This window comes from Pseudoalteromonas sp. T1lg21 (genome assembly GCF_002964625.1).
GTDB lineage: Bacteria > Pseudomonadota > Gammaproteobacteria > Enterobacterales > Alteromonadaceae > Pseudoalteromonas > Pseudoalteromonas gelatinilytica.
This window is the reverse complement of the sequence record NZ_PQBX01000056.1, coordinates 414,035-438,070: the sequence shown is the minus strand read 5'-3', so window position 1 is coordinate 438,070 and position 24,036 is coordinate 414,035. Positions and strand designations below refer to the sequence as shown.

General features: G+C 41.5%; 22 protein-coding genes. 12 read left to right on the top strand and 10 right to left on the bottom strand.

Annotated elements, in window-relative coordinates; translation table 11 throughout:
- Positions 1-57: 57 nt before the first annotated feature.
- Positions 58-3,096 (bottom strand): carboxypeptidase regulatory-like domain-containing protein, encoded by a 3,039-nt coding sequence (locus C2M25_RS12240; protein WP_105181225.1) that lies wholly within the window; start codon positions 3,094-3,096, stop codon positions 58-60.
- Positions 3,097-3,474: 378 nt separating this feature from the next.
- Entirely contained in the window at positions 3,475-4,320 is an 846-nt protein-coding gene (locus C2M25_RS12235) for a MurR/RpiR family transcriptional regulator (protein ID WP_054560797.1), read from the bottom strand.
- Between the two features lie 337 nt (positions 4,321-4,657).
- On the opposite strand from C2M25_RS12235, the gene pbp4b reads away from it, so the two are divergent.
- Complete coding sequence (gene pbp4b, locus C2M25_RS12230; RefSeq protein WP_105181224.1) at positions 4,658-7,105, top strand: penicillin binding protein PBP4B; 2,448 nt, start codon at positions 4,658-4,660, stop codon at positions 7,103-7,105.
- 94 nt (positions 7,106-7,199) lie between these two features.
- Positions 7,200-8,576: a Na+/H+ antiporter NhaC family protein gene (locus C2M25_RS12225; protein ID WP_063703429.1), complete on the top strand. Its 1,377-nt coding sequence runs from the start codon at positions 7,200-7,202 to the stop codon at positions 8,574-8,576.
- Positions 8,577-8,829: 253 nt separating this feature from the next.
- Here C2M25_RS12225 and C2M25_RS12220 read toward each other — a convergent pair whose 3' ends face one another.
- From C2M25_RS12220 to C2M25_RS12205, 4 genes are all read right to left on the bottom strand, one after another.
- Positions 8,830-9,966, bottom strand: a complete 1,137-nt coding sequence (locus tag C2M25_RS12220) for a PQQ-dependent sugar dehydrogenase (protein ID WP_105181223.1) — start codon at positions 9,964-9,966, stop codon at positions 8,830-8,832.
- Positions 9,967-10,371: 405 nt separating this feature from the next.
- Positions 10,372-10,971: a hypothetical protein gene (locus C2M25_RS12215; RefSeq protein ID WP_105181222.1), complete on the bottom strand. Its 600-nt coding sequence runs from the start codon at positions 10,969-10,971 to the stop codon at positions 10,372-10,374.
- The gene (locus C2M25_RS12210; protein ID WP_105181221.1) at positions 10,961-11,512 is read right to left on the bottom strand and encodes an RNA polymerase sigma factor; all 552 of its coding nucleotides are present in this window, start codon (positions 11,510-11,512) and stop codon (positions 10,961-10,963) included. Before C2M25_RS12210 ends, C2M25_RS12215 begins: the two co-directional genes overlap by 11 nt.
- Before the next feature lie 6 nt (positions 11,513-11,518).
- The gene (locus C2M25_RS12205; protein WP_105181220.1) at positions 11,519-12,166 is read right to left on the bottom strand and encodes an energy transducer TonB; all 648 of its coding nucleotides are present in this window, start codon (positions 12,164-12,166) and stop codon (positions 11,519-11,521) included.
- Positions 12,167-12,271: 105 nt separating this feature from the next.
- Here C2M25_RS12205 and C2M25_RS12200 point away from each other — a divergent pair, with 105 nt between their 5' ends.
- Entirely contained in the window at positions 12,272-12,778 is a 507-nt protein-coding gene (locus C2M25_RS12200; protein ID WP_058585678.1) for a DUF3087 domain-containing protein, read from the top strand.
- Between the two features lie 9 nt (positions 12,779-12,787).
- Positions 12,788-13,237, top strand: coding sequence for a low molecular weight protein-tyrosine-phosphatase (locus tag C2M25_RS12195; protein ID WP_105181219.1), 450 nt, complete (start codon positions 12,788-12,790; stop codon positions 13,235-13,237).
- Between the two features lie 26 nt (positions 13,238-13,263).
- Here C2M25_RS12195 and C2M25_RS12190 read toward each other — a convergent pair whose 3' ends face one another.
- On the bottom strand, positions 13,264-14,337 hold the full coding sequence (locus tag C2M25_RS12190; RefSeq protein WP_105181218.1) for an energy transducer TonB: 1,074 nt from the start codon (positions 14,335-14,337) through the stop codon (positions 13,264-13,266).
- Positions 14,338-14,893: 556 nt separating this feature from the next.
- Between C2M25_RS12190 and C2M25_RS12185 the strand changes: the two genes are divergently transcribed.
- The 6 genes from C2M25_RS12185 (at position 14,894) to csrA (ending at position 20,972) form a co-directional block, all read left to right on the top strand.
- Positions 14,894-15,520 carry a GTP cyclohydrolase II gene (locus C2M25_RS12185; RefSeq protein WP_054551277.1) on the top strand — a complete coding sequence of 209 codons (627 nt, stop codon included), beginning with the start codon at positions 14,894-14,896 and terminating at the stop codon, positions 15,518-15,520.
- A gap of 78 nt (positions 15,521-15,598) precedes the next feature.
- The gene (locus tag C2M25_RS12180; protein ID WP_063703454.1) at positions 15,599-16,393 is read left to right on the top strand and encodes a BPSS1780 family membrane protein; all 795 of its coding nucleotides are present in this window, start codon (positions 15,599-15,601) and stop codon (positions 16,391-16,393) included.
- On the top strand, positions 16,393-16,845 hold the full coding sequence (locus tag C2M25_RS12175) for a regulatory protein RecX (protein WP_063703456.1): 453 nt from the start codon (positions 16,393-16,395) through the stop codon (positions 16,843-16,845). Before C2M25_RS12180 ends, C2M25_RS12175 begins: the two co-directional genes overlap by 1 nt.
- 17 nt (positions 16,846-16,862) lie before the next feature.
- The gene (alaS, locus tag C2M25_RS12170; RefSeq protein WP_063703458.1) at positions 16,863-19,463 is read left to right on the top strand and encodes an alanine--tRNA ligase; all 2,601 of its coding nucleotides are present in this window, start codon (positions 16,863-16,865) and stop codon (positions 19,461-19,463) included.
- Positions 19,464-19,469: 6 nt separating this feature from the next.
- The gene (locus tag C2M25_RS12165) at positions 19,470-20,687 is read left to right on the top strand and encodes an aspartate kinase (protein WP_054551281.1); all 1,218 of its coding nucleotides are present in this window, start codon (positions 19,470-19,472) and stop codon (positions 20,685-20,687) included.
- Positions 20,688-20,780: 93 nt separating this feature from the next.
- Complete coding sequence (gene csrA, locus C2M25_RS12160; RefSeq protein ID WP_036970495.1) at positions 20,781-20,972, top strand: carbon storage regulator CsrA; 192 nt, start codon at positions 20,781-20,783, stop codon at positions 20,970-20,972.
- A gap of 27 nt (positions 20,973-20,999) precedes the next feature.
- On the opposite strand, the gene C2M25_RS12155 is transcribed toward csrA, so the two are convergent.
- The gene (locus tag C2M25_RS12155) at positions 21,000-21,467 is read right to left on the bottom strand and encodes a YcxB family protein (RefSeq protein ID WP_105181217.1); all 468 of its coding nucleotides are present in this window, start codon (positions 21,465-21,467) and stop codon (positions 21,000-21,002) included.
- Positions 21,468-21,591: 124 nt separating this feature from the next.
- Between C2M25_RS12155 and C2M25_RS12150 the strand changes: the two genes are divergently transcribed.
- Positions 21,592-22,515: a hypothetical protein gene (locus C2M25_RS12150; RefSeq protein ID WP_105181216.1), complete on the top strand. Its 924-nt coding sequence runs from the start codon at positions 21,592-21,594 to the stop codon at positions 22,513-22,515.
- Positions 22,516-22,836: 321 nt separating this feature from the next.
- Here C2M25_RS12150 and C2M25_RS12145 read toward each other — a convergent pair whose 3' ends face one another.
- The gene (locus tag C2M25_RS12145) at positions 22,837-23,028 is read right to left on the bottom strand and encodes a hypothetical protein (RefSeq protein WP_063703464.1); all 192 of its coding nucleotides are present in this window, start codon (positions 23,026-23,028) and stop codon (positions 22,837-22,839) included.
- Positions 23,029-23,079: 51 nt separating this feature from the next.
- A complete protein-coding gene (locus C2M25_RS12140) occupies positions 23,080-23,253 on the bottom strand; it encodes a DUF1328 domain-containing protein (RefSeq protein ID WP_064971747.1) in 174 nt (57 codons plus the stop codon).
- A 534-nt stretch (positions 23,254-23,787) separates the two neighbouring features.
- Between C2M25_RS12140 and C2M25_RS12135 the strand changes: the two genes are divergently transcribed.
- Positions 23,788-24,036 (top strand): OadG family protein, encoded by a 249-nt coding sequence (locus tag C2M25_RS12135; RefSeq protein ID WP_063703466.1) that lies wholly within the window; start codon positions 23,788-23,790, stop codon positions 24,034-24,036.

Genomic DNA, 24,036 nt, shown 5'->3' with positions numbered 1-24,036 from the left:
CTGTTTTTGAGGCATAAAAAAGGGCCGCAATGGCGGCCCCCAACAGGATTGATTTACTTAGAACTTGAAGTTAACTGAAAGCTGTAAACTACGAGGGTTGTAGTAACTGCGTGATTCACCAAAGTTATCATACTGAGCGTACGGATTTTTGTTGAACCCTGTTTGTCTATTGAAGACATTAAATAAATCTGCGCGGAATTGTAATTCCATATCACCTGAGAACTTAAAGTCTTGCGTATAGTTTAAGTCAAGTTGCCAGTGGCTTGCTGTTCTTCGAGAACCAGCAGGTTCTGCATAGCGACTCACATGACTTGAAGCGTATCCGTATTGTGTACCATCCCATGCTTCCCAAGCCTGACCAGATTGGAATACAAAGTAAGCACCAATGTTCGCATCCCATGGTACCGTATAGTAACCATACACTTTCACTTTATGCGGTTTATCTCCAGATAGTGTTCCGTAGCGGTTATCCCATGAGTAACGACCACGACCATCACCATAGTATGATGAGCCAATAAAGTTATTAGCATCATTACTTGTTGTGGTATTGTCTTGGTCGAAGTTACCGTAGTAATGGCTCCAAACATAAGAAGCATTGATGTAGCTGTTTTCACCTAAGTATTCAGCTTCGATACTGGCTTCCCAATATTTAGTCTCGCCACCATCTACTTCAGCGATAACATACGATGAACCACCTATTTCAGCAATGATGTCAGCAAGGTTATCAACATAGAGGCCTTTATCAGCGATATGTTGTGGTACACCTTCTGCATCAACACCAGAGTAGTCAGTTAAGCGCGCATTATTTGGCATATCTTCCCAAAAATGCATACCTTTACGGTGGCGTACGTGAGCACGTAACACTAAATCAGAGCCCACGTACTTAGTGGTACCAAGCGTGAACTCATTGATACGACGAGGTTTCATACCCTCTTGGAATGCTTTACCTGACGAGCCGCGTCTAGGTGATGCTGAAAGAATATTACCAGAGTCATCAAGTAATAATTCAATTTCTGAGCGTGTGTTACGGTCCCAAGAAGCTGCACGAGCTAATGAGCTTGCTTCAGGGTTATAAATAGCAAAATTCGCAAATACTGAGTCTTGTTCTGCATAATTCCAAGTTGCACCTAAACGCGGTTGAAGCATATCACTCCAATCTGTTTTATACATTTCGTACTTATGGCCCGGAGCTAACTCGTAACCCGATACTGTTCCCGATTTCTCTTTTAAGCCTTGCCCGTACCAAGTATCTTGGCTCACAAGTAGGCCAATATTATAAGTCCAGTCACCATGCTCTATAGTATCGTTTATTTCGAAATTGAGGCTACGCATTTCTGAGTTGATACCTGAAACTGAACTCCCATCAGTTGCTAGGCTCATTTGTTGTACATGTGCCCTATATATTGCATCGGCAGGGTCAAAGCCTTCAGTGTCAGCATCAGGATCGACTAAACCACCAAGGTAAGAGATACGCCCCCAACCATTTGATAATCGGGTAATCTGCTCTTCACCTTCTTCCCATTTTGCGCCTAAGTGTAGTGTGTGGTAGGTTTCACCCCAGTTAAACACATGCTCTAAATTAATTTCAAAAGAGTCTCTGTAAAAGTTTTGATTATCATATTGGGCGTAAGCACCAACACCACCTTCACCTTTCATCACTCCATCTTCTAAGTAACCATAAACATTGATTAATGCTGTAGCTCCCGCATTATAAGAAACTATTTGCTCTTCTGTGAAAGCGCCTTCAGAATCATATTCTCTTAGGTTTGGAACAGAAAAATAACCCATTTGAGTAAGGTTATTGATATCTATTTGGCTAGACAATGATGGAATAACGCTTAACTCAGTATCTGGTTTCGAACCTGTTTCTAATTCAAACTTACTGTATTGGAATGAAAGAGTTGTCGCTGAACTTAAAATCCAAGAGCCATCCAAAGTAAATATATCTTGGTCAGCTTTACTACCTACAGATACACTATCAGTCTCGTAAGCGCCAATGGAGTCACCTTTAACTTCTTTGTCGGATATACGCTGTGAAATATTAATTAAAATATCGTCTGTAGGTGCCCAGGTTAATTTACCGAAGTATTCATCGCGGATGCTTTCATAGTCCTTCACATCACCGTAAGCGGTAGCTTTGTTCGCTTTAGTTTCTTCTGGGCGATAATAAGATGTATAGAAGTATAAGGTATCCTCAATAAGCGGGCCGCCTAAACTTGCTGTTAACCAGCTTTTATCAAGCTCATAGCTTTCTTCGCCTACAGGTGTTGCAACAAAGCTTTTAGGTTGTATTTTGTATTCAACATTACCGTGAAATTCGTCAGTACCTGATTTTGATACGGTGTTGATTGAGAAGCCACCTGAGCGGTTAAAGCCTACCGCTTTTGCACCACCGCGGTCCATAGTTACGTATGCAACGTCATGAGTTGATGGCTCTGATGCTAAGTTACCAAACATTGGCATTGAAACATTTACACCATCAAAGCCGTACGAGTTATCAACACCAGAACCACCTGCAGATGGACCCAAGATTGTATTTGCCGAAAGTTCCACTCCAGGTACTAGTTTTAATAGGTCGCGGTAATCTTGACCAACTGGCACGCTGTTGATTGCTTCTTCACCTAATGAGTTAGTTAGTGACGATTTACCTTCGCGGAATAATTTACTGCCAGTTACTGTGATTACTTCAACATTTTCTTTAGCGCCACCCATTGTGACATTTAAGCTTGATGTTTGTTCTAGTAAAACATCCACAGTCATGGTTTGAGTTACACCGCTTTTATCGGTGAAAGTCAGTTCATAAGTACCTGGTTTTAACTGCGGTAAGTCGTAGCTACCATCTTCGCGGGTAACGACGGTACGTGGTTTTGGCATTACGTTACTTTTTGCAGTAACGGTGATCCCCGCCAGTGACTGCTGCGCTTCAGGTGATGATACTTTACCTTTGATGCTACCAGTTAGATTTGCAAAGGCTGGTGCGCTGGCGAGTGCCGCGGCCATAACAACACCGGTTAAGGCTGTTTTCTTTGCGCGAAGTGCATTGTTAGTCGCTTTGGCTATATAGCTCATTGCGAGTGTGGATGCATGTTGTTTCATTGTTTCCCGTCCTTATATTTATATGCTTTGATGGACTACTTACCCAATTGAGACTTATGAACTTTAAAATTATGTTGCCCATATATTAAACAGGTGTTATTGGATGTGGTCAAGAATATTTTTTTATTTAAAGGTGTGTTTTTAGGAATAAAATATATAACCCATTTTAGGTAAAGTTCAGTAATGGCTTGCTTTAGCTGGGTGCTAAATTATTGGTTGGAGAATTTTGTAAGAAATTATGACTTTTTAGTCAGTCGCTTATCGCAATTATTTAAAGGCTTAGAGGGCAAAGGGACATGGTAAACAGCATCCGAAAATTAGACACAAAAAAAGCAGCCTAAGCTGCTTTTAAGTATTTATATAACCTTATTGGATAAATTAGTTATTCTTAAATTCGCCAACAACTTCATTAGAATGTTCTAGTAACTTACGGCCTTGGCGGCTCGACTGTGTTAGGGCAATAAACAAAATATCAATGACAAAATCTTGCGCCGTACGCGCTAAAATCGATGATAAACGCACAGACTCGCCTTCAGCAACCGAGTAAAGTTTTACATCAGCCGAGTCGGCAACAAGGCTGCTGCCAAATTTAGTCACTGAGATCACCGAGCTTGAATTTTTCTTAGCTTGTTTAACAACTTCGGCAATTTCGCGAGTCATACCTGACTCACTTATCGCGATGACCAAGTCACCTTTCGAAAAGGTCGCAACATACGCAAGTTGTGCATGGCCATCTGGCTCTGCAATTGCAGGCATACCGAGTTTTTGTAATTTGTAAGAAAAATCTTTTGCAACCAGCGCTGAGCCACCTAAACCACAAATCAGAATACGTTTTGCAGATTTTAATAGCTCTACCGCTTTTTCGACTGCCGGCGCTTCGTTGAGGTTTTTGGTTTCGGTTAACACCGCCAATTTACTGCTTAATAGTTTTTCGGCGATTTGCTCTAGCGAGTCATTCAGAGTGATCTTGCCATGTAGCTTAGGTTCGCTGCTTTCATCGTTAAGGGCATCAATTACTGCAAGTTTAAAAGCAGGGAAGCCTTTATAACCTAACTTTTGCGAAAACTTCACCACACTTGATTGGCTTACACCAACCACTTTTGCTAGTTCAACCGATGATAAATTACGAATCGCATTCGCAGAATTTAACGTAAAGTCAGCAAGCTTAGCTTCGCTGCTCGATAGAGATTGGCGTAAGGCTTTAATTTTTACAAAAGTAGACATAGGGCTCACTTTGTTTGCTTAACTTAGTCAAAACGCAAAGCGATGGTTCTATTATAAACACAGGGCTTGGGCGCATTGTTTGCTTAACACGACGACTTATTTTTGTTTTAGCAGACCTAAGTTTGGAATATTTTTCTTAATTTAGATGGAATAATATAGTTTTATTCCATAATAGATACAACACTAATTATTGAGATAGCTCTATTTTTAGTAACTTAGCGATAATGTATGCTTTTTATTCTTTAATTGTGAAATAAAATATTTTACATGTTAAGTGGGTGTTGCTACTGTATTGCTGAGAATCGTCAACGCTTAAATCATCAGGTATGAATCTGTTATGAGTTTTACCCCTTTGAAAACGTTACTTAAACAGCTGTGTTATCTCAGTAGTGCGGTATTATTAGTAAGCTGTGCCAGTAATCCATATACCTACACACAATCAGCTAATTACAGCCATCGTGTTAAGTTCTTAGTGATGCATTACACCGCCATTGATTACGAAAAATCAATGCGTGCTTTGGTGGATGAAGGAGGCTTAAGTTCACATTATTTATTACCTGAATCAGGCGATCCTAGTTATCCAAAAGACGATTTAGAAATTATTCAGCTGGTTGATGAAAAAGATAGAGCATGGCACGCCGGACGCAGTTTTTGGCAAGGCCGAGAAGATTTAAATGACCATTCAATTGGTATTGAAATAGTGAATGTACCAAGCTGTCATATCCCTGAGCAAACTAAACTTGCAATGGAAAACGACGCCAGCAAGTTATGTATTTTTCCAGACTATGATGCCAAACAAATTGAGCTACTAATCGAGCTAAGCAAAGATATTCTTGCTCGGAACCCAGATATCGGCCCAACTCAAGTTATTGGCCATTCGGATATTGCCCCAAGCCGTAAGAACGATCCAGGTCCGCGTTTTCCTTGGTTTCAACTGTATAAAGCAGGTATCGGTGCGTGGTATGAAAGCGACACCGTTGATAAGTATTGGCAGCTATTTAGTGCATCAAAGCCTTCTGTTGAGTTAATGCAAAAAGCATTGCGCAGTTACGGCTATGAGGTGATTGCAACAGGTCAGCTTGACTCGCAAACGCTCGATGCCTTAAGTGCTTTTCAAATGCACTTTTTGCCTTGGCATGTAAGTGGCAATAGTGATGCAAGAAGTGCCGCTGTGCTTTTTGCGTTATTAGATAAATACTTTCCTAAAAAGAGTGAGCGGTTATTTAAAGAATATCAGCAGCAACAGCAAGCGGTTGAGCCAGCGCCAAAAACACTGGCCAATGCACAAGTTATAGCGCGTATTCCAGCACTTGATCCGAGTAGTCGCGCGCTTGTTAACGACAGGGGCACATTTACTGCCTATAAAGGTCGCGGTGAAATCATCATTGAAAACCAAGATGCAACCAGCGCTGATATTTTCATAAATGGTGAAAAAATTAATATTGCCTCACCATTAACAGTCGAAAAAATATATCAATACAGTTTGGCTAAACGCACCCGCGATGGCATTAACACCTATAAAGTAGAAAATGTATTGCCAGAAGGGGCAAGTTTAACCCTACGTTTTCCTTACCCAACGCTTGATAAAAACAGCACTCAAAAGCGTTTTAGTGCCGTTGATGAATTAATTAATCAAGAGATTAAAGAGGGCTTTCCGGGCGCGGTACTCGCCGTTATTAAAGATGGTAAGTTGATTAAACTAAGCCATTATGGCGCAGCTAAAAAGTACCATGCTGATGGCAGTGAGCTGAAAACCCCACAAGCTATGCAAAACGATACCTTGTTTGATATAGCCTCAAATTCAAAAATGTTTGCCACTAACTTTGCGCTGATGAAGCTTGCCAGCGAAGGGAAACTCGACGTAGAAAAGCCACTGTTTTATTACCTACCAGAATTTAGGGGCAGTGGCCGTGAACAGCGCTTAGTAAAAGATTTACTCACCCACAGTGCAGGTTACCCAGCCGTGGTCGATTTTCATCGTAAAGACAATAAATTTGGCGAGCGCTTTTTTTCTCAAAACAGCCTACGTACTAAAAACCTGCTATTAACAGGCGTGCCTTTTGTGGCTGGTCGGAACGTAAAACACCTATATTCTGATATCGATTATATGTTGCTTGGTGTGCTGGTAGAGCGTATTAGTGGCATGGCGCTCGATACTTATGTTGAGAGCCAAATTTATCAGCCGCTTGGTTTAACGCATACGGTTTATAACCCATTGCAAAAGGGTTTTTTAGCTTCACACATTGCCGCCACAGAGATTAATGGCAATACCCGAGGTGGTCGCATCGAGTTTGAAAATATTCGAACCGATGTACTGCAAGGTGAAGTACATGATGAAAAAGCGTTTTATGCTTTAGGTGGCGTAGCAGGGCATGCCGGGCTTTTTAGTACTGCCGGTGATTTATCCGTGCTTATGCAGGTGTTACTCAATGGTGGTGGCTACGACAACAAGCAAATTTTTACGCCACAAGTACTTGAGCAATTTACAAACTCCCAAGCAAGTGATGAGACCTATGGTTTAGGTTGGCGACGCGCGGGGCATCAAGCACGTAAATGGCATTTCGGCCCTTATGCCAGCCCGCGGGCTTTTGGTCATACTGGCTGGACAGGTACGGTGACCGTTATTGATCCTGAGTACGACCTTGCTATTGTGCTACTAACCAACGCGCGCCATACCCCAATTGAAGGGTCGCAAGAAAATTACGAGTTTGTCGGCAAGCGTTTCGAAACGGGTAAGTATGGCTCTATTATCTCACTGATTTATGAGAGTATATTAAATCACTAGTCGAATTAAGTTGAGTTTGGTGGCAAAGCCATTAAGCTTAGCGAGTTTTCGCATAATAAAAATAAAATGTTGTTCTTAATTTAAAAGGTTTTTTATGTCTTGGTATTCAATTTTACCACCCTTGATTGCTATCTTAATTGTGTTTTGGCGCAAAGAAGTGATCATGGCGTTATTGGTCGCGGTTGCGTCGTCTGAGTTTCTACTTGCTCTGAATGGTGAAGGTAATACCTTGTTTTTCACCTTTATTAATACTATTGAGCGAGTAATTGAAGTTGCCAGCTCTCCTGGTAATAGCCGTATCCTTATTTTTAGTATTCTAATTGGTGCCTTACTTGCCTACATTCGTGAATCTGGCGGCGTGGCTGCGACAGTTAATTTGCTGATGAACAAAGGGGTTGCTAAAAGTAAGCGCCAAGTCGGTTACTTAACCATGTTCTCAGGCATTGCGGTATTCATTGAATCGAACTTAAGTGTATTAACCTCGGGGATTTTATCGCGTGGTTTATTTGATAAATTTAAAATGAGCCGAGCACGCCTTGCTTACATTATCGATAGTACCAGCGCACCTGTGTGTATTTTAATTTTGCTAAATGGTTGGGGCGCCTACGTGCTCGGCCTACTTGGCAACTACGAAATGGAAGAGTCTGCGGTATCGGTATTGTGGGGCAGTATTGGTTATAACTTCTATGCCATCATTACCTTACTAATCGTGTTCTACACCATTACTTTTGACAAGGTACATGGCCCGCTTAAGCAAGCTGAAGAAAACCTAGAACAACAAGAAACAGAAGTAGCCGAAGAAGTAAAAGGTTCAAAAGCACGTTACATGCTTGTGCCACTTATCACCTTAATTGGTAGCATGGTTGGCTTTATGTTCTGGACTGGCGATGGCGATATTGCCAGCGGTAGTGGTTCTAAATCAGTGCTGTATGCAACTATTTTAGCTTGTGTTGTGGCTTACTTCTTAATGATTAGCTCGCGCGAATTTACACACCATAAGCTGGTTGATATTGGCTTTAAAGGTATGGGTGAGTTACTGCCATTAGTGTCTATTGTATTGCTATCACTCACTTTAGGCGCAAGCTTGAAAGACTTAGGTACGGGTGTGTTTGTAGCCGGACTAGTCGGTGATTTCTTACCTATTTACTTGGTTGTGCCAGTGCTGTTTTTAACCGGTGCGGTAATTTCATTTACCACGGGTACCTCGTGGGGCACATTCGCAATTCTTATTCCAATTGGTGTACCGCTCATTCAAGCTTTAGGGTTACCACCTTCATTGGTTATTGCTGCTATTTTAGGTGGTGGTGTGTTTGGCGATCACTGCTCGCCAATCTCAGATACCAGCGCAGTATCGGCCATTGCATCAGGCTGTGATTTATTAACTCACGTAAAAACTCAAATGCCATACGCCTTATTCGGCGGCGCATTAACCTTCATCGCTTACCTAGTGACGAGTATTATTGTGATATAAAAGCTTTAAGCTGTAAGCCTTAAGTTATAAGTAAAAAACCACAGAGAAGTCTGTGGTTTTTTATTGCTTGTAACGTAAGTCGTCATTTATGGCGACACATGTCGAATCACTTATAAAGTGACGGGCTAAAGCCCGACCTACAAGAGTATGGATTGAGGCCATCGCGCGAAATAAATTTCGCGCCTACAGTACTCCTTTACTCTTTCCCCTTGTAACTCGCTAACTCGTTGGGTTTCGCTCCGCTCTACCCAACCTACGATTTCGGTACAACCTTATAAACACCGACACCATCAACACCAAGATATAAATCACCATTAGGGTGGGTGGCTAGGCTGCGAACGCGACCTACACCTTCAAATACCTTGCTGTGGCCTGTTACTTTGTCACCATCAAGTTTTACCAAAACAAGGTGGCCAAACTTCATCGAACCTACGGCAATTTGGCCTTGCCACTGTGGGTATTTATCGCTGGTGATAAATTCCATTCCAGAAGGAGCAATTGAAGGCACCCAATACCAATCAGGTTGTTCCATTCCTTCGCGACTAGTTTCGTCGGTAATTTTTGTACCAATGTAGTTGATCCCATAAGTGATCTCAGGCCAACCATAGTTTGCACCTGCTTTAACTATGTTGATCTCATCGCCGCCACGAGGGCCATGTTCATGGCTCCAAATAACTCCCGTCTCAGGGTGCATTGCCATACCTTGTGGGTTACGGTGTCCATACGAATAAATACTTTTGTGAGTTGTTTTATGGTCATAAAACGGGTTTGATTTAGGGATAGAGCCATCGCTATTGATACGGTGAATTTTGCCAGCATCATAGTCTAGACTTTGTGGGTGAACGTCTCTTTTGCCACGGTCGCCAATAGAGAAGTACAAGTAACCTTCTTTGTCGAACTCAATACGCGAACCATAGTGTTTTGTTGTTTCAATATTTGGCTCGCCATCAAACAATAATTGCTGATCGACAAGAGCCATATCTTTAAAGCGGGCACGCATAATTGAGGTATTGTAACCCTCACCATCACCTTCATAGCCCGAGTACGAAAAGTAAATCCAACCATTGTCGGCAAAGTTCGGATCAAGTTCTATATCTAATAAGCCTCCTTGACCTTCATCATGTACTTTAGGTGTGCCTTTAACTGCTTGCTCAACGAGTTTGCCATCACGAATCAATCTAAGCTCGCCACGTCGATCAGTAACGAGTAAGTCACGCTCGTTAAGCCAAGCCATACCCCAAGGAATTTGAATTCCTTCGCTTACTAATTCTAGTTTGTAGTTATTAGCGCTAGCATCCAGAGGAATCTTTTGCTCCGGCTGAGCACACGCTTGCAAGCTCGATAAGCTAATTGAGGTAATGATTAAACTGTTAAACAAAGACCTTTTCATGGTAACTCCATAATATTTAAACACGATGTTACTAGCCTAGCTGGTTCAGCATTAAATTGTTATTAACATTAGAGCAATGTGAGATTATTGGTAAGAAAAGCGAGGTAAAGAGCGGAGTATTAGCCGTCAGCCGTCAGCCGTCTGATCTGACATCTGATATCTAACTACGCGGGGTAAACCCGCTGCTACTTAAAAGCTTGTAACTTTACTCTTGTAGCCCGCTAACTTGTTTTAAATCTGATAGCTGACGGCTGAAAGCTGATGGCTCGTTGAACCATCGCGTGAAATAAATTTCACGCCTACTGTACTCCTTTACTCTTTCCCCTTGTAGCTCGCTAACTTTTTTAAAGCTGACAGCTCTGAGTGTGTTGGGTTTCGCTACGCTCTACCCAACCTACGAGCTCGCTAACTCGTACACTTTTCCGTTTCATGGGTCAGTTGTTTGAGTGCGATGATTTGGCCTTGTTTGTTTTGGTCTAGGGCGAGTAGGTCACCTTGGTGAATATGAGTATCTAGGGTGCCGTGTTTTTGTAGCTCTTCAAGGAGTGATTGCTTTATTTGTACTATGACATTTTGCTCGCAGTCTGCGATATACCAGTCGTTATCAACACTGACTAGACGGCCGGTGAAGCTGGTGCGGGCTTGGTGATTGGCCAATGCTTGTTGGTAGTTAGTATCTAGCGTTTGCTTTTGCTGCTTTAGATTGCTTACATAACTGCCTTTAGAGTCGAGCTCGTGAACTTCTACCCATTGATAATCAGAAAGATCAACAGCATAAATGTTTGTTAGTTCTCGATAATTATATTCAAGCATAACAAAGCCAAATAACGCTAGGGCAACAAATAAACTGGCCATTTGTATTTTCAAAAAACGTTGTTTTTTAGGCCGTGTTACTTGTGGCGTTTGCATTTGTGCAAGTTGTTCGGTGCTTAAGCTGTGCTGTGTTTTACGCTTTTGAAAATGTGCTTTTAAATCAGCATCGAATTGCTCGTCGTTACGCTTCATGATGGCCTCCTAGTTGTTGTTTCAGGTTTTGACGGGCATATCGCAGCCGAGTTTTAATGGTCTCTGGGTTACTTTGTGTGATAGCAACAATGTCTTCGAGACTAAAGCCTTCTTGTTGTAAGGTCAGCGCTTCACGTTGTACAAAGCTAAGTGCCATAAGTGCTTTATCAAAGGCTTCGTAGTCGTAGTGATAACTCGCATCCTGAGGTTCAGCAAATAGTTGGTTGTCTTCTAACTCAACAAACTTTTGCTGCTTACGAAACTCATCAATTAATAAATTACGTGCTAATCGAAAAAGCCACGCTTTTGGGTTGTTTTGATCATTGTAAAAGTCGCGTTTATCAATGACTTTTAACCAGGTTTGCTGGCATATATCAAGGGCAAGATCTTTATCACTTTGTGTAACTAGGTAGTGATAAAGATCGTTCCCGTATTGAGCAACGAGTTGGTTAAGGTAACGGTTGTCGCCCGTTTTGGCATACTGCGCCAAACAATCTGTGCTTGGCTTGTCAAATAACCATGTCTTGATGCTCATTAGCATAGGCAGTTATCCATCTATTTTAAAATCAAGTTGAACGCTTTGGTTTGTTTGTAATTGTGCCACACCTTCAACTACTTTAGGGCGATATTTCCAACGTTTAATGGCACGAATTGCTTCACGGTCAAATACCCGTTTGGGCTCGGCATCAATAATAACAGGGTCAATCACTTCGCCAGTCGGAGAAATGCTAAAGCTAATTTGTACCCAACCTTCAATGCCATCACGAGCTGCTACCGGAGGGTACTTAGGGTTTATACGCACAATTGGTGTTGCATCTCCCGTTGGTTGGTTAATGCTTTTGCTAAGCGTGTCGCCAATGTTATCGAATGTCATAGTTGGTGTTAAATCCGCTACTACAACTGTATCGGTCGAATCAATTGTTGGGCGTGGCGGTATTTTTGGTGGCATTTTAGCAACTGGCGGTGGCGGCAGTGTTTGCTTTACTTGCACTTTTGAGTCTTCCGGTACTTCATAAATTTCAACCGTGATATCTGGGCCTGTTTTAACATCGGCTCTTTGCTCAGCAGAAATTAAGTACTGCATAAATGCAAATGCTGCAAAGGTCATGACACCGCCGCCAAGAATTGCTGCGGTTGTCTTTAAAGCAGCATTGCTGTTATTCAAGCTTGCTGAGTTTAGTGGTAAAGTATGCATAGCCGTTCCTCTTTGGATAATTGCTTTCATAGCTAAACGGCTGGCAAATAAAAAAGGGGTGAAACTTTTTTCACTTTTTATTTTTCACAAGTTTTTTAGGTTGTTATGAAACTTATTCAAATAGATAAAGCCCGTTACCGTAAACATTTAAACCAAGTAATTATTGCTTGTGTAATTGCTTTAGCCGTTGGCAGTTTAGCCATTTCACAAACATTAATTGCGTTATTCCCTGACCCAAGCGGTAGCCACTTTCATTGGAACCTATTAGGTGTTGTTGTGTGTAGTTTGCTGGTGGGCTTTGTGCTTAATAAATACCGCAATCATGATTACATGACTGAAATAGTCTATGTGTGGGAGCTTAAAAAAGCGCTGAATAAAATCACCCGTAAAATGCCAAAGTTAAAAGCAGCAGGGCGTGAGGGCAATGCAGATGCTTTATTAGCAATTCATTACAGCTATGCGGGGTCACGTTTGTTATGGCAGCTTGATGACAACACTATTACCATGGATGAGTTGGCAATTAAGCAGGCAGAGCTTGATAGTGTTGCAGATAAATACAATCTCTCGCTTGATGCAGAACGTTATGATGAGTCAATCTTAAAGCAATTTTAAGGACGAATAATGAAAAAGGTTTTGATTGTTTGCTTAGGCAATATTTGTCGTTCACCTACTGCTGAAGCGGTACTTCGTAGTCGTGCAAAGGCGTTGGGTGTCAATGTCAAAGTTGATTCTGCTGGCACCATTGGTTACCACCAAGGTAATCCACCTGATTCACGTTCAAAAGCAGCAGCCGAAAAGCGCGGTTATAGCTTTAAAGGAATTTATTCACGACCTGTGACTCAAGCTGATTTTTATGAGTTTGATTTAATCCTCGCTGCCGACAAGCAAAATCTTGCTGATTTAAAAGCCCAGTGTCCAGAGCACTTACAATATAAGTTGTCGCTGTTTTTAAGTCATGGTGACGCAGGGGAGAGCGAGATCCCCGATCCCTATTATGGTGGCGATCAAGGTTTCGAAAAGGTACTCGATTTAATTGAGGACGCAGCCGATAACTTGCTTAAAAAGCTATAAAAAGGGTCGCATTGCGACCCTGTTATTTATCTTTTTATTTTAAAGTCTAATTGCACCCGAGAAGTTGCAGCAATGGCTTGACCATTTTCAAACTTAGGCGCATAACGCCATTTTTTCATTGCTTTTACTGCTTCTCTTTCAAATGCAGTACCACCTTCAGAGTCAACCACAGTTATGTTGTCTACAAAGCCTGACGGGGTTACTTCAAATTCCATCACGACAATGCCGTCTTCCATACGTTGTGCTTTTGACATTGGATATTTTGGCGGCACACGGTACAACGGCTCTTGTTCTTGGCTTTCTTTCCAAGGCACCATTTTCGCAATTGCTAAACAATGTTTGGTTGCTTCGTCGCTTTTACCTGTTTTTTCGTATAAGTGAACCAACTTCGAATGGGCGTTTAATTCGGTTTGATGATCAAAGTCTAGCTCTTGATCAAATACGCTAACTACGTGATTCAACCGCTCAATAGCGGTGCTGTATTTACGTTGGTTTTCTGCGAATGCGGCAACTAAAAAGTCAGCGCTAATACGATCGACAGCGTTATTCGGTAAGTTTTCTTGGTAGTACTTATCGGCTTCTTCAAGATATTTCTTTGCTGTGTAATAGCGCTCGCCAGTTCCTTTGTAAGCAAGGATACGAGCAGCGGTCATTTTTGCATCAGCAACAAGCTTGTCTGAGTTTTGTTTTTCAGCAATAGCAATGACATCATCAAGATACGTATCAGCGCGCTTAGCAGAGGGAGTTGATTCTGCCATGCCGATTAATGAATCATACACTTGCACACTTAGCTTGCCGTGGTTTTTTTCGAGTATTTCGTAGGCTGTGCGATATAACTCAAAGCTTTGTTCTTGTTCACTTTTAGCAAGGCTGTTTGCATAGTTAATAGCCAGGTTGGCAGTGTTGTCAGCGTTTTCACCATAAATTTCTTTGCCAAGCTCAAACGCTTTTTTGGCAAATTCACTGCTGTCTTGCTTATTTTCTACAGCGGCGACATAAGCGCGGTAGGTGTCGTTAAATTCTTGGGTGGTCGTTTCATTGGCAATGCTTTGCTGACTTAATAGTAGTGTAATGCATAAGGCAAGTGAGCTCTTTTTCATAATATTCCTTATTATTTTGCCCAGAGAAGAGGAGATTAATACTTGTTGATGATAATTATTATCATCATTAGGTGCAAGGTAGCAAATTACAGTCGATGTGTCACTGTTTGGCTTTAAGGTACGCAGTGTGATTCATTGTACTTTTGATTGGCAGAACTGGGTTGGCTTTGTAGCAGGGCGCTACAAATTAGCACGAAGGCTTTTTTCATAATATTCCCTATTATTATTGTTGTTTTTATTAACGGTTTGAAAAAGGTTTACTGCTTTATTTAGATTAAACTAATCTATTTTATCGAATCGATTAAATGCTCATTTGTAGCAATTTGTTGCAATTCAATAAGCTAGGTACAAAGTGAGGGCGTTTATCGTGTTTGCTGAGCGCAGTTTATGCGTGGCGCAAAGCTCGTATCTTGGGGTGGTTTGAGTGTATAATACTTGAATTGCTGGTAACTGCCTCAATATTAGTTATCACTCGTCGTATGTTGCATCCTTACAACCTTCAAGCTGTTGTAATCACATTTGCAGTATCGCATTTATTTTTAAATTTGGATTTGTCGTGGCGCAAGTAAGAGCAAGAGTCCAGCTAAATGTTGGCAAAAACAGTGATATCCCTGCAGAAATCGTATCTTTCAGTGGCTTAAATGATGGCCAAGAACATGTTGCTTTAGTGTTTAATCAAGCCGACACAGAGCAAGACGTACCTTTAATTCGTATGCATTCAGAGTGTTTAACGGGTGATGTATTTCACTCATCACGTTGTGATTGTGGTGAACAGTTAAATGAGTGTATCGAGATGATGCACCAACAAGGCGGTATTTTACTGTATTTACGCCAAGAGGGCCGTGGCATTGGTTTATACAATAAAATTGATGCTTACGTATTGCAGTCGCAAGGTATGAATACGTACGAAGCAAATAACCACTTGGGTTTTGCTGATGATTTACGTGACTTTTCAGACGCGGTATTAATGCTAGAAGCACTCAATCAAAAGCATGTTAAGTTAATGACTAACAACCCAAATAAGCTTAAAGCACTGCGTGATGCGGGTATTGAAGTTGATTCAGTGGTTGGCACTCATGCGCACATTAAAGCGGGTGTGGTAGGTAACCGAGCTTACCTCGAAACGAAAATCAAACATGGCTCGCACATGCTTGATATTAAAAAAATTAAAAAGCCTGAATAAATTTCACAACAGGTGACTATAAACCAGCGACGCACCCAGTTATACTCGGTGCGTTTTGTCGTTATTGAATGAGAAACTATGTCGATCGAAGTTCGTGTTTTTAAAGCCAATGCAGGCGTAAAGTGGTTCAAAGCTGGCTGGGAAATCTTTAAGCTGCAACCCTTCACTTTTATTTTAATGCATCTGTTAATTGGTATTATTGGCTTTTTGTCTTTATTGCTACCTGTATTACAAGTGGTGGGTGCATTTGTTGCTCCTTTTTTGATGGCCGGTTTTTATCAAGCCGTATTAACAAAACAGCAAGGCGGAACTATCAGCCAAGCTGATATTTTTAAGCCATTTAGTAACAAAGGAAATCGTATTGGTTTAGTACGTGTGGCTGTGTACCAGATGGCGGCAGGTATTTTATTAGCCTTACTTTCTAATTTTATTTTTGCTGATGCCTATGCGGTTATTTCGAGCCAAACATTTGATCCGCAAAATCAAACCCATATTGCCGATTTATTAGCAACCATCTCAATGGGCCAAGTGGCCGTATTTTTATTGGCAATCAGCATTTATTTAACCGCGTTTGCTTATGCAATTCCGCTGGTTTATTTTCAAAAGCAGAGCAACATGTTGCAGGTTTTAAAAACGTCGTTCATGGTGTTTTATCATAATATGGCGCCATTGAGTGTTTATGGCTTAATTTGCGCGATTTTAATGGTGATCTGTATTCCTTTATCGTTTATTCCTCTATTGGTTTTAATGCCAATTTGTTACATTAGCTTCTTTGTGTCTTTTCAGGCTATTTTTATGCCGGTTGTGCCAAAAGGTGATGACCAAACAAAAGCACCTGAAGCGCAGTCACAATCAGGACGCTTTGACGCGTAATGGATGATAAAGAACAAAAGTTAAAGAATTACGTACTTTGGTTATTGTCTCGACAAGATTATTCGCGTCGAGATTTAACACGAAAGTTACAGCAAAAAGAGGCGACACCTGAGTTTACAGAGCGTTTGTTAGATTGGTGTGAATCACACAACTTTATTAACGAACAGCGTTACTGCGAAGGGTTTGTACGCCGCCATTTAGCTAAGTATCATGGTGCGAAACGCATTCAAAGCGAAGCAATGGCAAAAGGGATAGACCGAGCATTATTAGATAAGACGCTCGAAGAGTTCGAAATCGATTGGTTTGAACTCGCAAAGGACGCATATTTAAAGAAGTTTTCAAATTCAGGTAAAGAACTCGACCAGAAAGAAAAAGCGAAACGTGTACGCTACTTGATGTATCGAGGCTTTAATTACGAACAAATTGATTTTGCAATGCAAGCACAGCAATAAACGGGTGAGATTTTCACATGCAGCATATGACTACCGCACAGATCAGGCAACAGTTCTTAGACTTTTTTGCCTCTAAACAACACCAAATTGTTCCTTCAAGCTCGCTGATCCCGGGTAACGATGCCACGTTATTATTCAATAACGCCGGTATGGTGCAATTTAAAGATGTATTTTTAGGTGCGGAAAGCCGCCCTTACTCGCGTGCAACCAGTTCACAACGTTGTGTACGTGCAGGCGGTAAACATAACGACCTTGAAAATGTAGGTTACACAGCACGTCACCATACATTCTTCGAAATGTTAGGTAACTTCAGCTTTGGTGATTACTTCAAGCAAGACGCAATTAAATTTGCGTGGGAATTTTTAACTGAAGTAGTGAAACTACCGCAAGAAAAGCTACTGGTAACTATTTACCATGATGACGAAGATGCCTTCAATATTTGGCATAAAGAAGTGGGTCTAAGTGAAGACCGCATTATTCGCATTGCAACTAGCGATAACTTCTGGTCAATGGGTGATACAGGTCCGTGTGGTCCATGTTCTGAAATCTTTTACGATCACGGTGAGCACATTTGGGGTGGTCCTCCAGGTTCACCAGAAGAAGACGGTGATCGTTTCATCGAGATCTGGAACTTAGTATTCATGCAGTTTAACCGCCATGCCGACGGTACAATGGAGCCGCTTCCTAAGCAGTCTGTTGATACAGGTATGGGTCTTGAGCGTATCTCTGCAATTTTACAAGGCGTTCACTCAAACTACGAAATCGATTTATTCCAAGCACTTATTGCAGCTGCGGCTAAAGTAACGAATGCACAAGATTTAGATGATAAATCGTTACGCGTTGTGGCTGACCACATTCGTTCGTGTGCGTTCTTAGTGTCTGACGGCGTTATGCCATCAAACGAAGGCCGTGGTTATGTACTACGTCGTATTATTCGTCGTGCAGTTCGTCACGGTAACAAGCTAGGCGCGAAAGGTGCATTCTTCTATAAGCTAGTTGCTGCGCTAATTGAGCAAATGGGTCAAGCGTACCCAGAGCTTGCTAAGCAACAAGAAATTATCGAAAAAGTACTGCGTATTGAAGAAGAGCAGTTTGGTAAAACACTTGAGCGTGGTCTGGCTATTTTAGAAGAAAGCCTAACTGACATCGAAGGCGATGTGATCCCAGGTGACTTAGTATTCAAACTTTACGACACTTACGGTTTCCCAGCTGACTTAACGGCAGACGTGGCGCGTGAGCGTTTCATGACGATTGATGAGCATGGCTTTCAAGAGTGTATGGCTGTTCAGCGTAAGCAAGCACAGCAAGCGGGTAAGTTTGGTGCAGATTACAACCAACAACTTAAGTCTGAAAAACACACAGACTTTAAAGGTTACGATGCAGAGCATTACACAGGTACTGTTGTTGAGCTTTTCTCAGAAGGTCAATCGGTTTCTGTACTTGAAGATGGTCAAGAAGGTATCGCAATCTTAGACCGCACACCGTTCTATGCTGAATCTGGTGGTCAAGTTGGTGACACAGGTGTGTTAAAAGTTGCTGGCGGTGAGTTTGTAGTGACTAACACGACGAAACTTGGTAATGCATTTGCACACCATGGTCGTGTACAAGGCCGTATTGGTACAAACGATAAAGCAGAGGCAACAATTGATGCAGCTCGTCGCGATAGCATCAAGAAAAACCACACTGCAACACACATTTTACATGAAACGTTACGTCAAATTTTAGGTGAGCACGTAAGTCAAAAAGGTTCACTTGTTGACCCTGAGCGTTTACGTTTTGACTTCTCTCACTTTGAAGCGGTAACAAAAGACGAATTACGCCAAATCGAGCGCGCAGTGAACGATGAAATCCGTCGTAACTTTGCGCTTGAAACTGAGCTAATGGCTATCGAAGATGCAAAAGCAAAAGGTGCGATGGCATTGTTCGGTGAAAAATACGATGACGAAGTGCGCGTAGTAACCATTGGTGATTACTCAATCGAGCTATGTGGTGGTACTCACGTTAAGCGTGCTGGTGATATCGGTTTATTTAAAATCGTATCAGAAAGCGGTATCGCTGCCGGTATCCGCCGTATTGAAGCGGTAACGGGTGCTGAAGCAGTTGCTTATGTAAGTGAGCAAGAGCAACAGTTAAATGATGTTGCAGCGCTAGTTAAAGGTGATAGCAGCACAGTACTTGAAAAAGTAACTGCGTTACTTGAGAAATCAAAAGGCCTTGAGAAGCAAATTGCACAGCTTAACGATAAGCTAGCAAGTGCGGCAGGTGCATCGTTACTTGACTCTGTTGTTGAAGTGAACGGTATTAAACTGCTGGTTGCTGATGTTGCAGGTACTGAGTCTAAAGCACTACGTGGCATGGTTGATGACCTGAAAACGAAGATTGGTTCAGGTGTTATTGCCCTTGGTGTAGCTAATGGCGATAAAGTAAGCCTAATTGCAGGTGTAACTAAAGACCTAACAGGTAAAGTGAAAGCCGGTGAGCTTGTAAATCACATGGCTGCACAAGTAGGCGGTAAGGGCGGTGGTCGTCCAGATATGGCGCAAGCAGGTGGTACTCAGCCAGAGAACCTTGCAGCAGCCTTAGAAAGTGTAACTGGTTGGTTAACTGAGCGTTCTTAATCACTAGTGGCACTTATCGTCCAAAAATTCGGTGGCACCTCAGTTGGCTCAATAGAGCGAATTGAGGCCGTCGCCGACCTTGTTGTAAAAACCAAGCAGCAAGGCCATCAAGTTGTGGTGGTGCTCTCGGCGATGTCGGGAGAGACTAACCGTCTAATTGAACTCGCTAAACAAATCGATTCTCGACCTAGTGCTCGTGAGCTTGATGTGTTGCTAACCACCGGTGAGCAAGTGTCAGTCTCTTTACTCGCAATGGCTATTATTAAACGTGGTCACTCAGCGGTAAGCTTACTTGCTGATCAGGTCAACATTCGCACCGATAATATGTTTGGCAAAGCACGTATTGAAGAGATTGCTGCGACTCGCCTTAAGCATGAACTTGAGCATAACCGGATTGCTATTATAGCGGGCTTTCAGGGCCGCGATATTGAGGGCAATATCACTACGCTTGGTCGCGGTGGTACAGATACTTCTGCGGTTGAGATTGCAGGTGCTATCAATGCGGATGAATGTCAGATTTACACCGATGTTGATGGGGTATACACGACCGACCCGCGTATTGAACCAAATGCTCGACGTATGAGCCATGTCACTTTCGAAGAAATGCTCGAAATGGCAAGTCTTGGGGCTAAGGTTCTGCATATTCGTAGTGTTGAAGCCGCAGGGAAATATAATATACCGCTCAGAGTGTTATCGAGTTTTAACCCGGATCAAGGGACCTTGATCAGTTTTGAGGAGCCGGATGTGCAAGCAAACATTGTGTCGGGTATCGCCTTTAATCGTGACGAAAGTTTGATTTACGTCAATGGCGTGCACCAAGGAACGGAAAACCTTGCAAAAATTTTGAAACTTTTTGCAGAATTCGGCATCGAAATAGATATGATTAATCAAGTTAATCATAACTTTGAAAAAATAGACTATGCTTTTACTGTGCACACGAATGATTTTGAGCAAGCGCTTGAAATTTTGACCAGTAACCAAGATGGTATCAGCGCAGAATCTATTAAAGGGATAAGCAATGTTGCCAAGGTGTCTGCAGTAGGTGTAGGGATGAAATCTCACTCTGGTGTGGCAAGTTTATTTTTTAATGCCCTTGCCGATGAAAACATCAAAGTGATGCTTGTATCGACATCAGAAATAAAGATATCAGTTTTAATTGACGAAAAGTATTTAGAACTGGCTGTACGTGCGCTACACAAAGTTTTTTTAACTGAAAATGAATAAGATCTAGAGTTTTTACTTACTTTTAAGTCTAGATTTCATTAGAATGTTTTTGACGCGGAATCTTTTAATTTTTTGGAACATGGGAGCAATAGAATGCTAATACTAACTCGTAGAGTAGGTGAAACCCTTATGATCGGTGACGAAGTAACAGTTACTGTTCTTGGTGTTAAAGGAAATCAAGTTCGCATTGGTGTAAATGCACCGAAAGATGTATCAGTACATCGTGAAGAAATCTACATGCGAATCCAAGCAGAGAAATCTAACCCAAATCCGGGCAACGTTTAATCAGCGACAGATATTTTTAAGAGCCACTCACTGAGTGGCTCTTTTATTTAGTTCAGCTGTTATTTCATCATTTAGCGCTTGTTTAGAAATATATTGCATACCGCGCTGTGCTTTTAAAATAAAACCTCGCTCAGTTTCAATAATCTCACTAATCTGTTGCCAGCTTAATTGGTAGCTTTTATGCGGGTTTTCGGCCTTAACACCTTCATCATCAAATACGACAGTCACTTCGCTACCCGATGCACGACTCAACATTTGTCTTGCGACCCACCATGGGCGCTTGTAATAAAACGATAAGCACTCAACGACAGCAAGCATAATCATAAAGCTGCCCAGATAATGATTCTCTAATTGATAAAAGGCTAATAAGCCTAAGGTTATTAACAACACCAACAGCGGGTATTTAGGCTTAGCTTGTGATGAATAAGGTAAAGACTCATCAAAGCATTCGTAATAATACGGTTTATCTAGTGTGTAAGTTGTACTTAATGTCATTCGGGGACTCACTTAATCGACTGGCAGCAGTTTAACATTGATAGAAAAAAACTGCCGCAGTTGGTTTTCATTTAGTTGTCATTATGAGAGCTTAAGGTATCTGTATTTTTTAGGTGTAAGTTGTATGTTTGTTAGTTCAATGTCATTAGCACTAGCAATGACCACAAATACTTTTTTAGTTATGGGCGATATGCCATACACTCCAATTGATGAAATTAATCTCGCCAAAGATGGAAAAATTACTAAAGCAATCGCAGCAACACCCCATGGCTTTTTAATGCACCTTGGTGATATGAAATCGGGAGCACTTGCTTGCACCAATAAGCTTTTGCAAACAAATAAAGCGTTATTAACATCGCTGACTACACAGCCTTTTATTTACACCCCAGGTGATAATGAATGGACAGATTGCGACCGCGTCACATTAACTCCCCAATTCGATGAGCTTGAACGGCTTAATTTTGTTAAAGGCTTGATGTTCGACGAGGCTTATACACAAAAAGCGAAGCAACTACAGGGTTATGCCACACAAGCTGAAATGCTAGAGAATGCCCGTTGGCAGTTTGATGACATTGAATTTCGTACTTTGCATATACCTGGTACATTTAATGGCCGCTCACAAATCTTAAAAAGTGACAAAAACGCAGCACTTGATGCCGCTGACAAACGTGATAAGTACAACTTAATGTGGTTAAAACAAGCGCTTGTTCATCAGGATGCTAAGGCCTATGTGTTTGGCTTTCAAGCTGACATTTACCATCCAACCAGTAAACCCGCTTGCAGCGAATCACAGCGCAGCGATTGTGATGCCTTTAAAGTGTACCGTGATGCTATCAGCGACTTCGCAAAGCACACCACAAAGCCTGTGCTCGTGATGCATGGCGATACCGGCCCATATTGTCAGCAGCAGCTAGCGAGTAACTTAACGCGCTTAAATGTCCCCGGTGATTTTGCCGTTAGCGATGTAGCTAAGGTGAGTTTTAATAACGGCCAGTGGCATATAGCGAGTGTAACGACAAACGAGCCCCTCACTAAGGTTTGTGAGTAATAACGTAGGTAAGTTAGAGCGGAGCGAAACCCAACAAGTTAGCGAGTTGCGAGGGGAAAGAGTAAAGTTGCGAGTTTATAGGGAAATGAGCCATCAGCTTTCAGCCGTCAGCTATCAGATTAAAAAAAGAGCCGGTAGGTTGGTTAGAGCGGAGCGAAACCCAACAAGTTAACAAGTTTCTAGGGGAAAGAGTAAAGTTAGCAAGCTGCTTGACACAAGCAGCTTGCAGCCTAGAGTCGCTAACTCGCTAACTCGCTAACTTGCTAACTCACATACACAAAAAAGCGGCACTTGGCCGCTTTTCTTAATTAAGGTGTGTTATTAGCAGTTAGTTTCTTTTGCGTTAACACCTTCTTTTACTTCTTCACATGCATCTTCAACTGCATTTTGTGTATCAGTAATTGCTTCGTCAATACGTTCGCCAGCTTCTTCAGCTGTGTTGTCTTCACAACCCATAATAAATAAACCTGAAAATAGGGCGATAGTTGCGGCTTTTAAAGTTGAATTTTTCATAATGAAATTCCTTGTAAATTTAAAATAAAGTAAATGGTTATCTGCTTTTAACTACTTAGGGACACTGCCTCTAAGTGCTCCTGATACCAGCGAAATAACAAGTAATACTAAAAATATAAAAAAGATAATCTTAGCGATGCCTGCAGCGGCTCCTGCGATACCGCCAAAACCTAACACTGCTGCGATTAACGCGATAACTAAAAAAGTAATTGTCCAGCGTAACATAGTGGTCTCCTTGGCTATTTAAATTTTCTTAAGTTCGATGTAACTAAAGCGAGTTCTATGCCAGAAGGTTTATTTCTTAAATTTCAGTTGCTTATGTGTTTTTGTTGTAATTGGCAGGGTTCATCATTTGGTAACTTTTACGAGTAAGCATGTAACTTATTCATAGTGATATTTTTTCATATTGAGCTGCATGAGAAAAATGAAAGAAAGCACTAAAAATGGTAAGACCAATTTAACTTTGTTTTGTGTGCTTAGCTCTAACGCCTTGTTGTGTGTGGTTTTTAGTCATTTTGTTGCTATTAATTAATAGTTCAGCATATAACGCTTGGCTATATTGACTATTTATATCATCTATAACGGGGCTTTAAATGCGTGAATAGTGGGGTGTTAATTATATGTGTGTCATGTTATTTTAAATTTAATTGGTTTTACCAATTTACAATGGTGCTATACAAATTGATTTTCTTTGTTATCATTGGTGCATAATTATTTAACAAAAATGACTTTTTATTATAAGTAAGCGAGGGGAGTCGTATGGATATAGGTGGATTACTCACCACTGCGGCCAGTTTGATGGTGACAGGCATGGTTGGCGTGTTTGTTTTTCTGAGCATTTTGATTTCTGCGGTGATCTTAATGTCGAAAGTCGTGGGTCGATTCGACGATCCTGCAACTGCAGAACCTACGCGAACAGCAAAAATTCAACCTCAACAGGGTGTGCCACAGGCACATATTGCAGCTATCAGCGCTGCAATTGCTCAATTTCGAAATAAACAAAAATAA

Coding starts and splice junctions, on each gene's coding strand:
- C2M25_RS12150 (WP_105181216.1), top strand. CDS start 21,592: ATGTTTGTTAGTTCAATGTCATTAGCACTAGCAATGACCACAAATACT.
- pbp4b (WP_105181224.1), top strand. CDS start 4,658: ATGAGTTTTACCCCTTTGAAAACGTTACTTAAACAGCTGTGTTATCTC.
- C2M25_RS12145 (WP_063703464.1), bottom strand. CDS start 23,028: ATGAAAAATTCAACTTTAAAAGCCGCAACTATCGCCCTATTTTCAGGT.
- C2M25_RS12215 (WP_105181222.1), bottom strand. CDS start 10,971: ATGAAGCGTAACGACGAGCAATTCGATGCTGATTTAAAAGCACATTTT.
- C2M25_RS12155 (WP_105181217.1), bottom strand. CDS start 21,467: ATGACATTAAGTACAACTTACACACTAGATAAACCGTATTATTACGAA.
- C2M25_RS12190 (WP_105181218.1), bottom strand. CDS start 14,337: ATGAAAAAGAGCTCACTTGCCTTATGCATTACACTACTATTAAGTCAG.
- C2M25_RS12135 (WP_063703466.1), top strand. CDS start 23,788: ATGGATATAGGTGGATTACTCACCACTGCGGCCAGTTTGATGGTGACA.
- C2M25_RS12240 (WP_105181225.1), bottom strand. CDS start 3,096: ATGAAACAACATGCATCCACACTCGCAATGAGCTATATAGCCAAAGCG.
- C2M25_RS12175 (WP_063703456.1), top strand. CDS start 16,393: ATGGATGATAAAGAACAAAAGTTAAAGAATTACGTACTTTGGTTATTG.
- C2M25_RS12200 (WP_058585678.1), top strand. CDS start 12,272: ATGAAACTTATTCAAATAGATAAAGCCCGTTACCGTAAACATTTAAAC.
- C2M25_RS12205 (WP_105181220.1), bottom strand. CDS start 12,166: ATGCATACTTTACCACTAAACTCAGCAAGCTTGAATAACAGCAATGCT.
- csrA (WP_036970495.1), top strand. CDS start 20,781: ATGCTAATACTAACTCGTAGAGTAGGTGAAACCCTTATGATCGGTGAC.
- C2M25_RS12210 (WP_105181221.1), bottom strand. CDS start 11,512: ATGCTAATGAGCATCAAGACATGGTTATTTGACAAGCCAAGCACAGAT.
- C2M25_RS12195 (WP_105181219.1), top strand. CDS start 12,788: ATGAAAAAGGTTTTGATTGTTTGCTTAGGCAATATTTGTCGTTCACCT.
- C2M25_RS12225 (WP_063703429.1), top strand. CDS start 7,200: ATGTCTTGGTATTCAATTTTACCACCCTTGATTGCTATCTTAATTGTG.
- alaS (WP_063703458.1), top strand. CDS start 16,863: ATGCAGCATATGACTACCGCACAGATCAGGCAACAGTTCTTAGACTTT.
- C2M25_RS12180 (WP_063703454.1), top strand. CDS start 15,599: ATGTCGATCGAAGTTCGTGTTTTTAAAGCCAATGCAGGCGTAAAGTGG.
- C2M25_RS12235 (WP_054560797.1), bottom strand. CDS start 4,320: ATGTCTACTTTTGTAAAAATTAAAGCCTTACGCCAATCTCTATCGAGC.
- C2M25_RS12220 (WP_105181223.1), bottom strand. CDS start 9,966: ATGAAAAGGTCTTTGTTTAACAGTTTAATCATTACCTCAATTAGCTTA.
- C2M25_RS12140 (WP_064971747.1), bottom strand. CDS start 23,253: ATGTTACGCTGGACAATTACTTTTTTAGTTATCGCGTTAATCGCAGCA.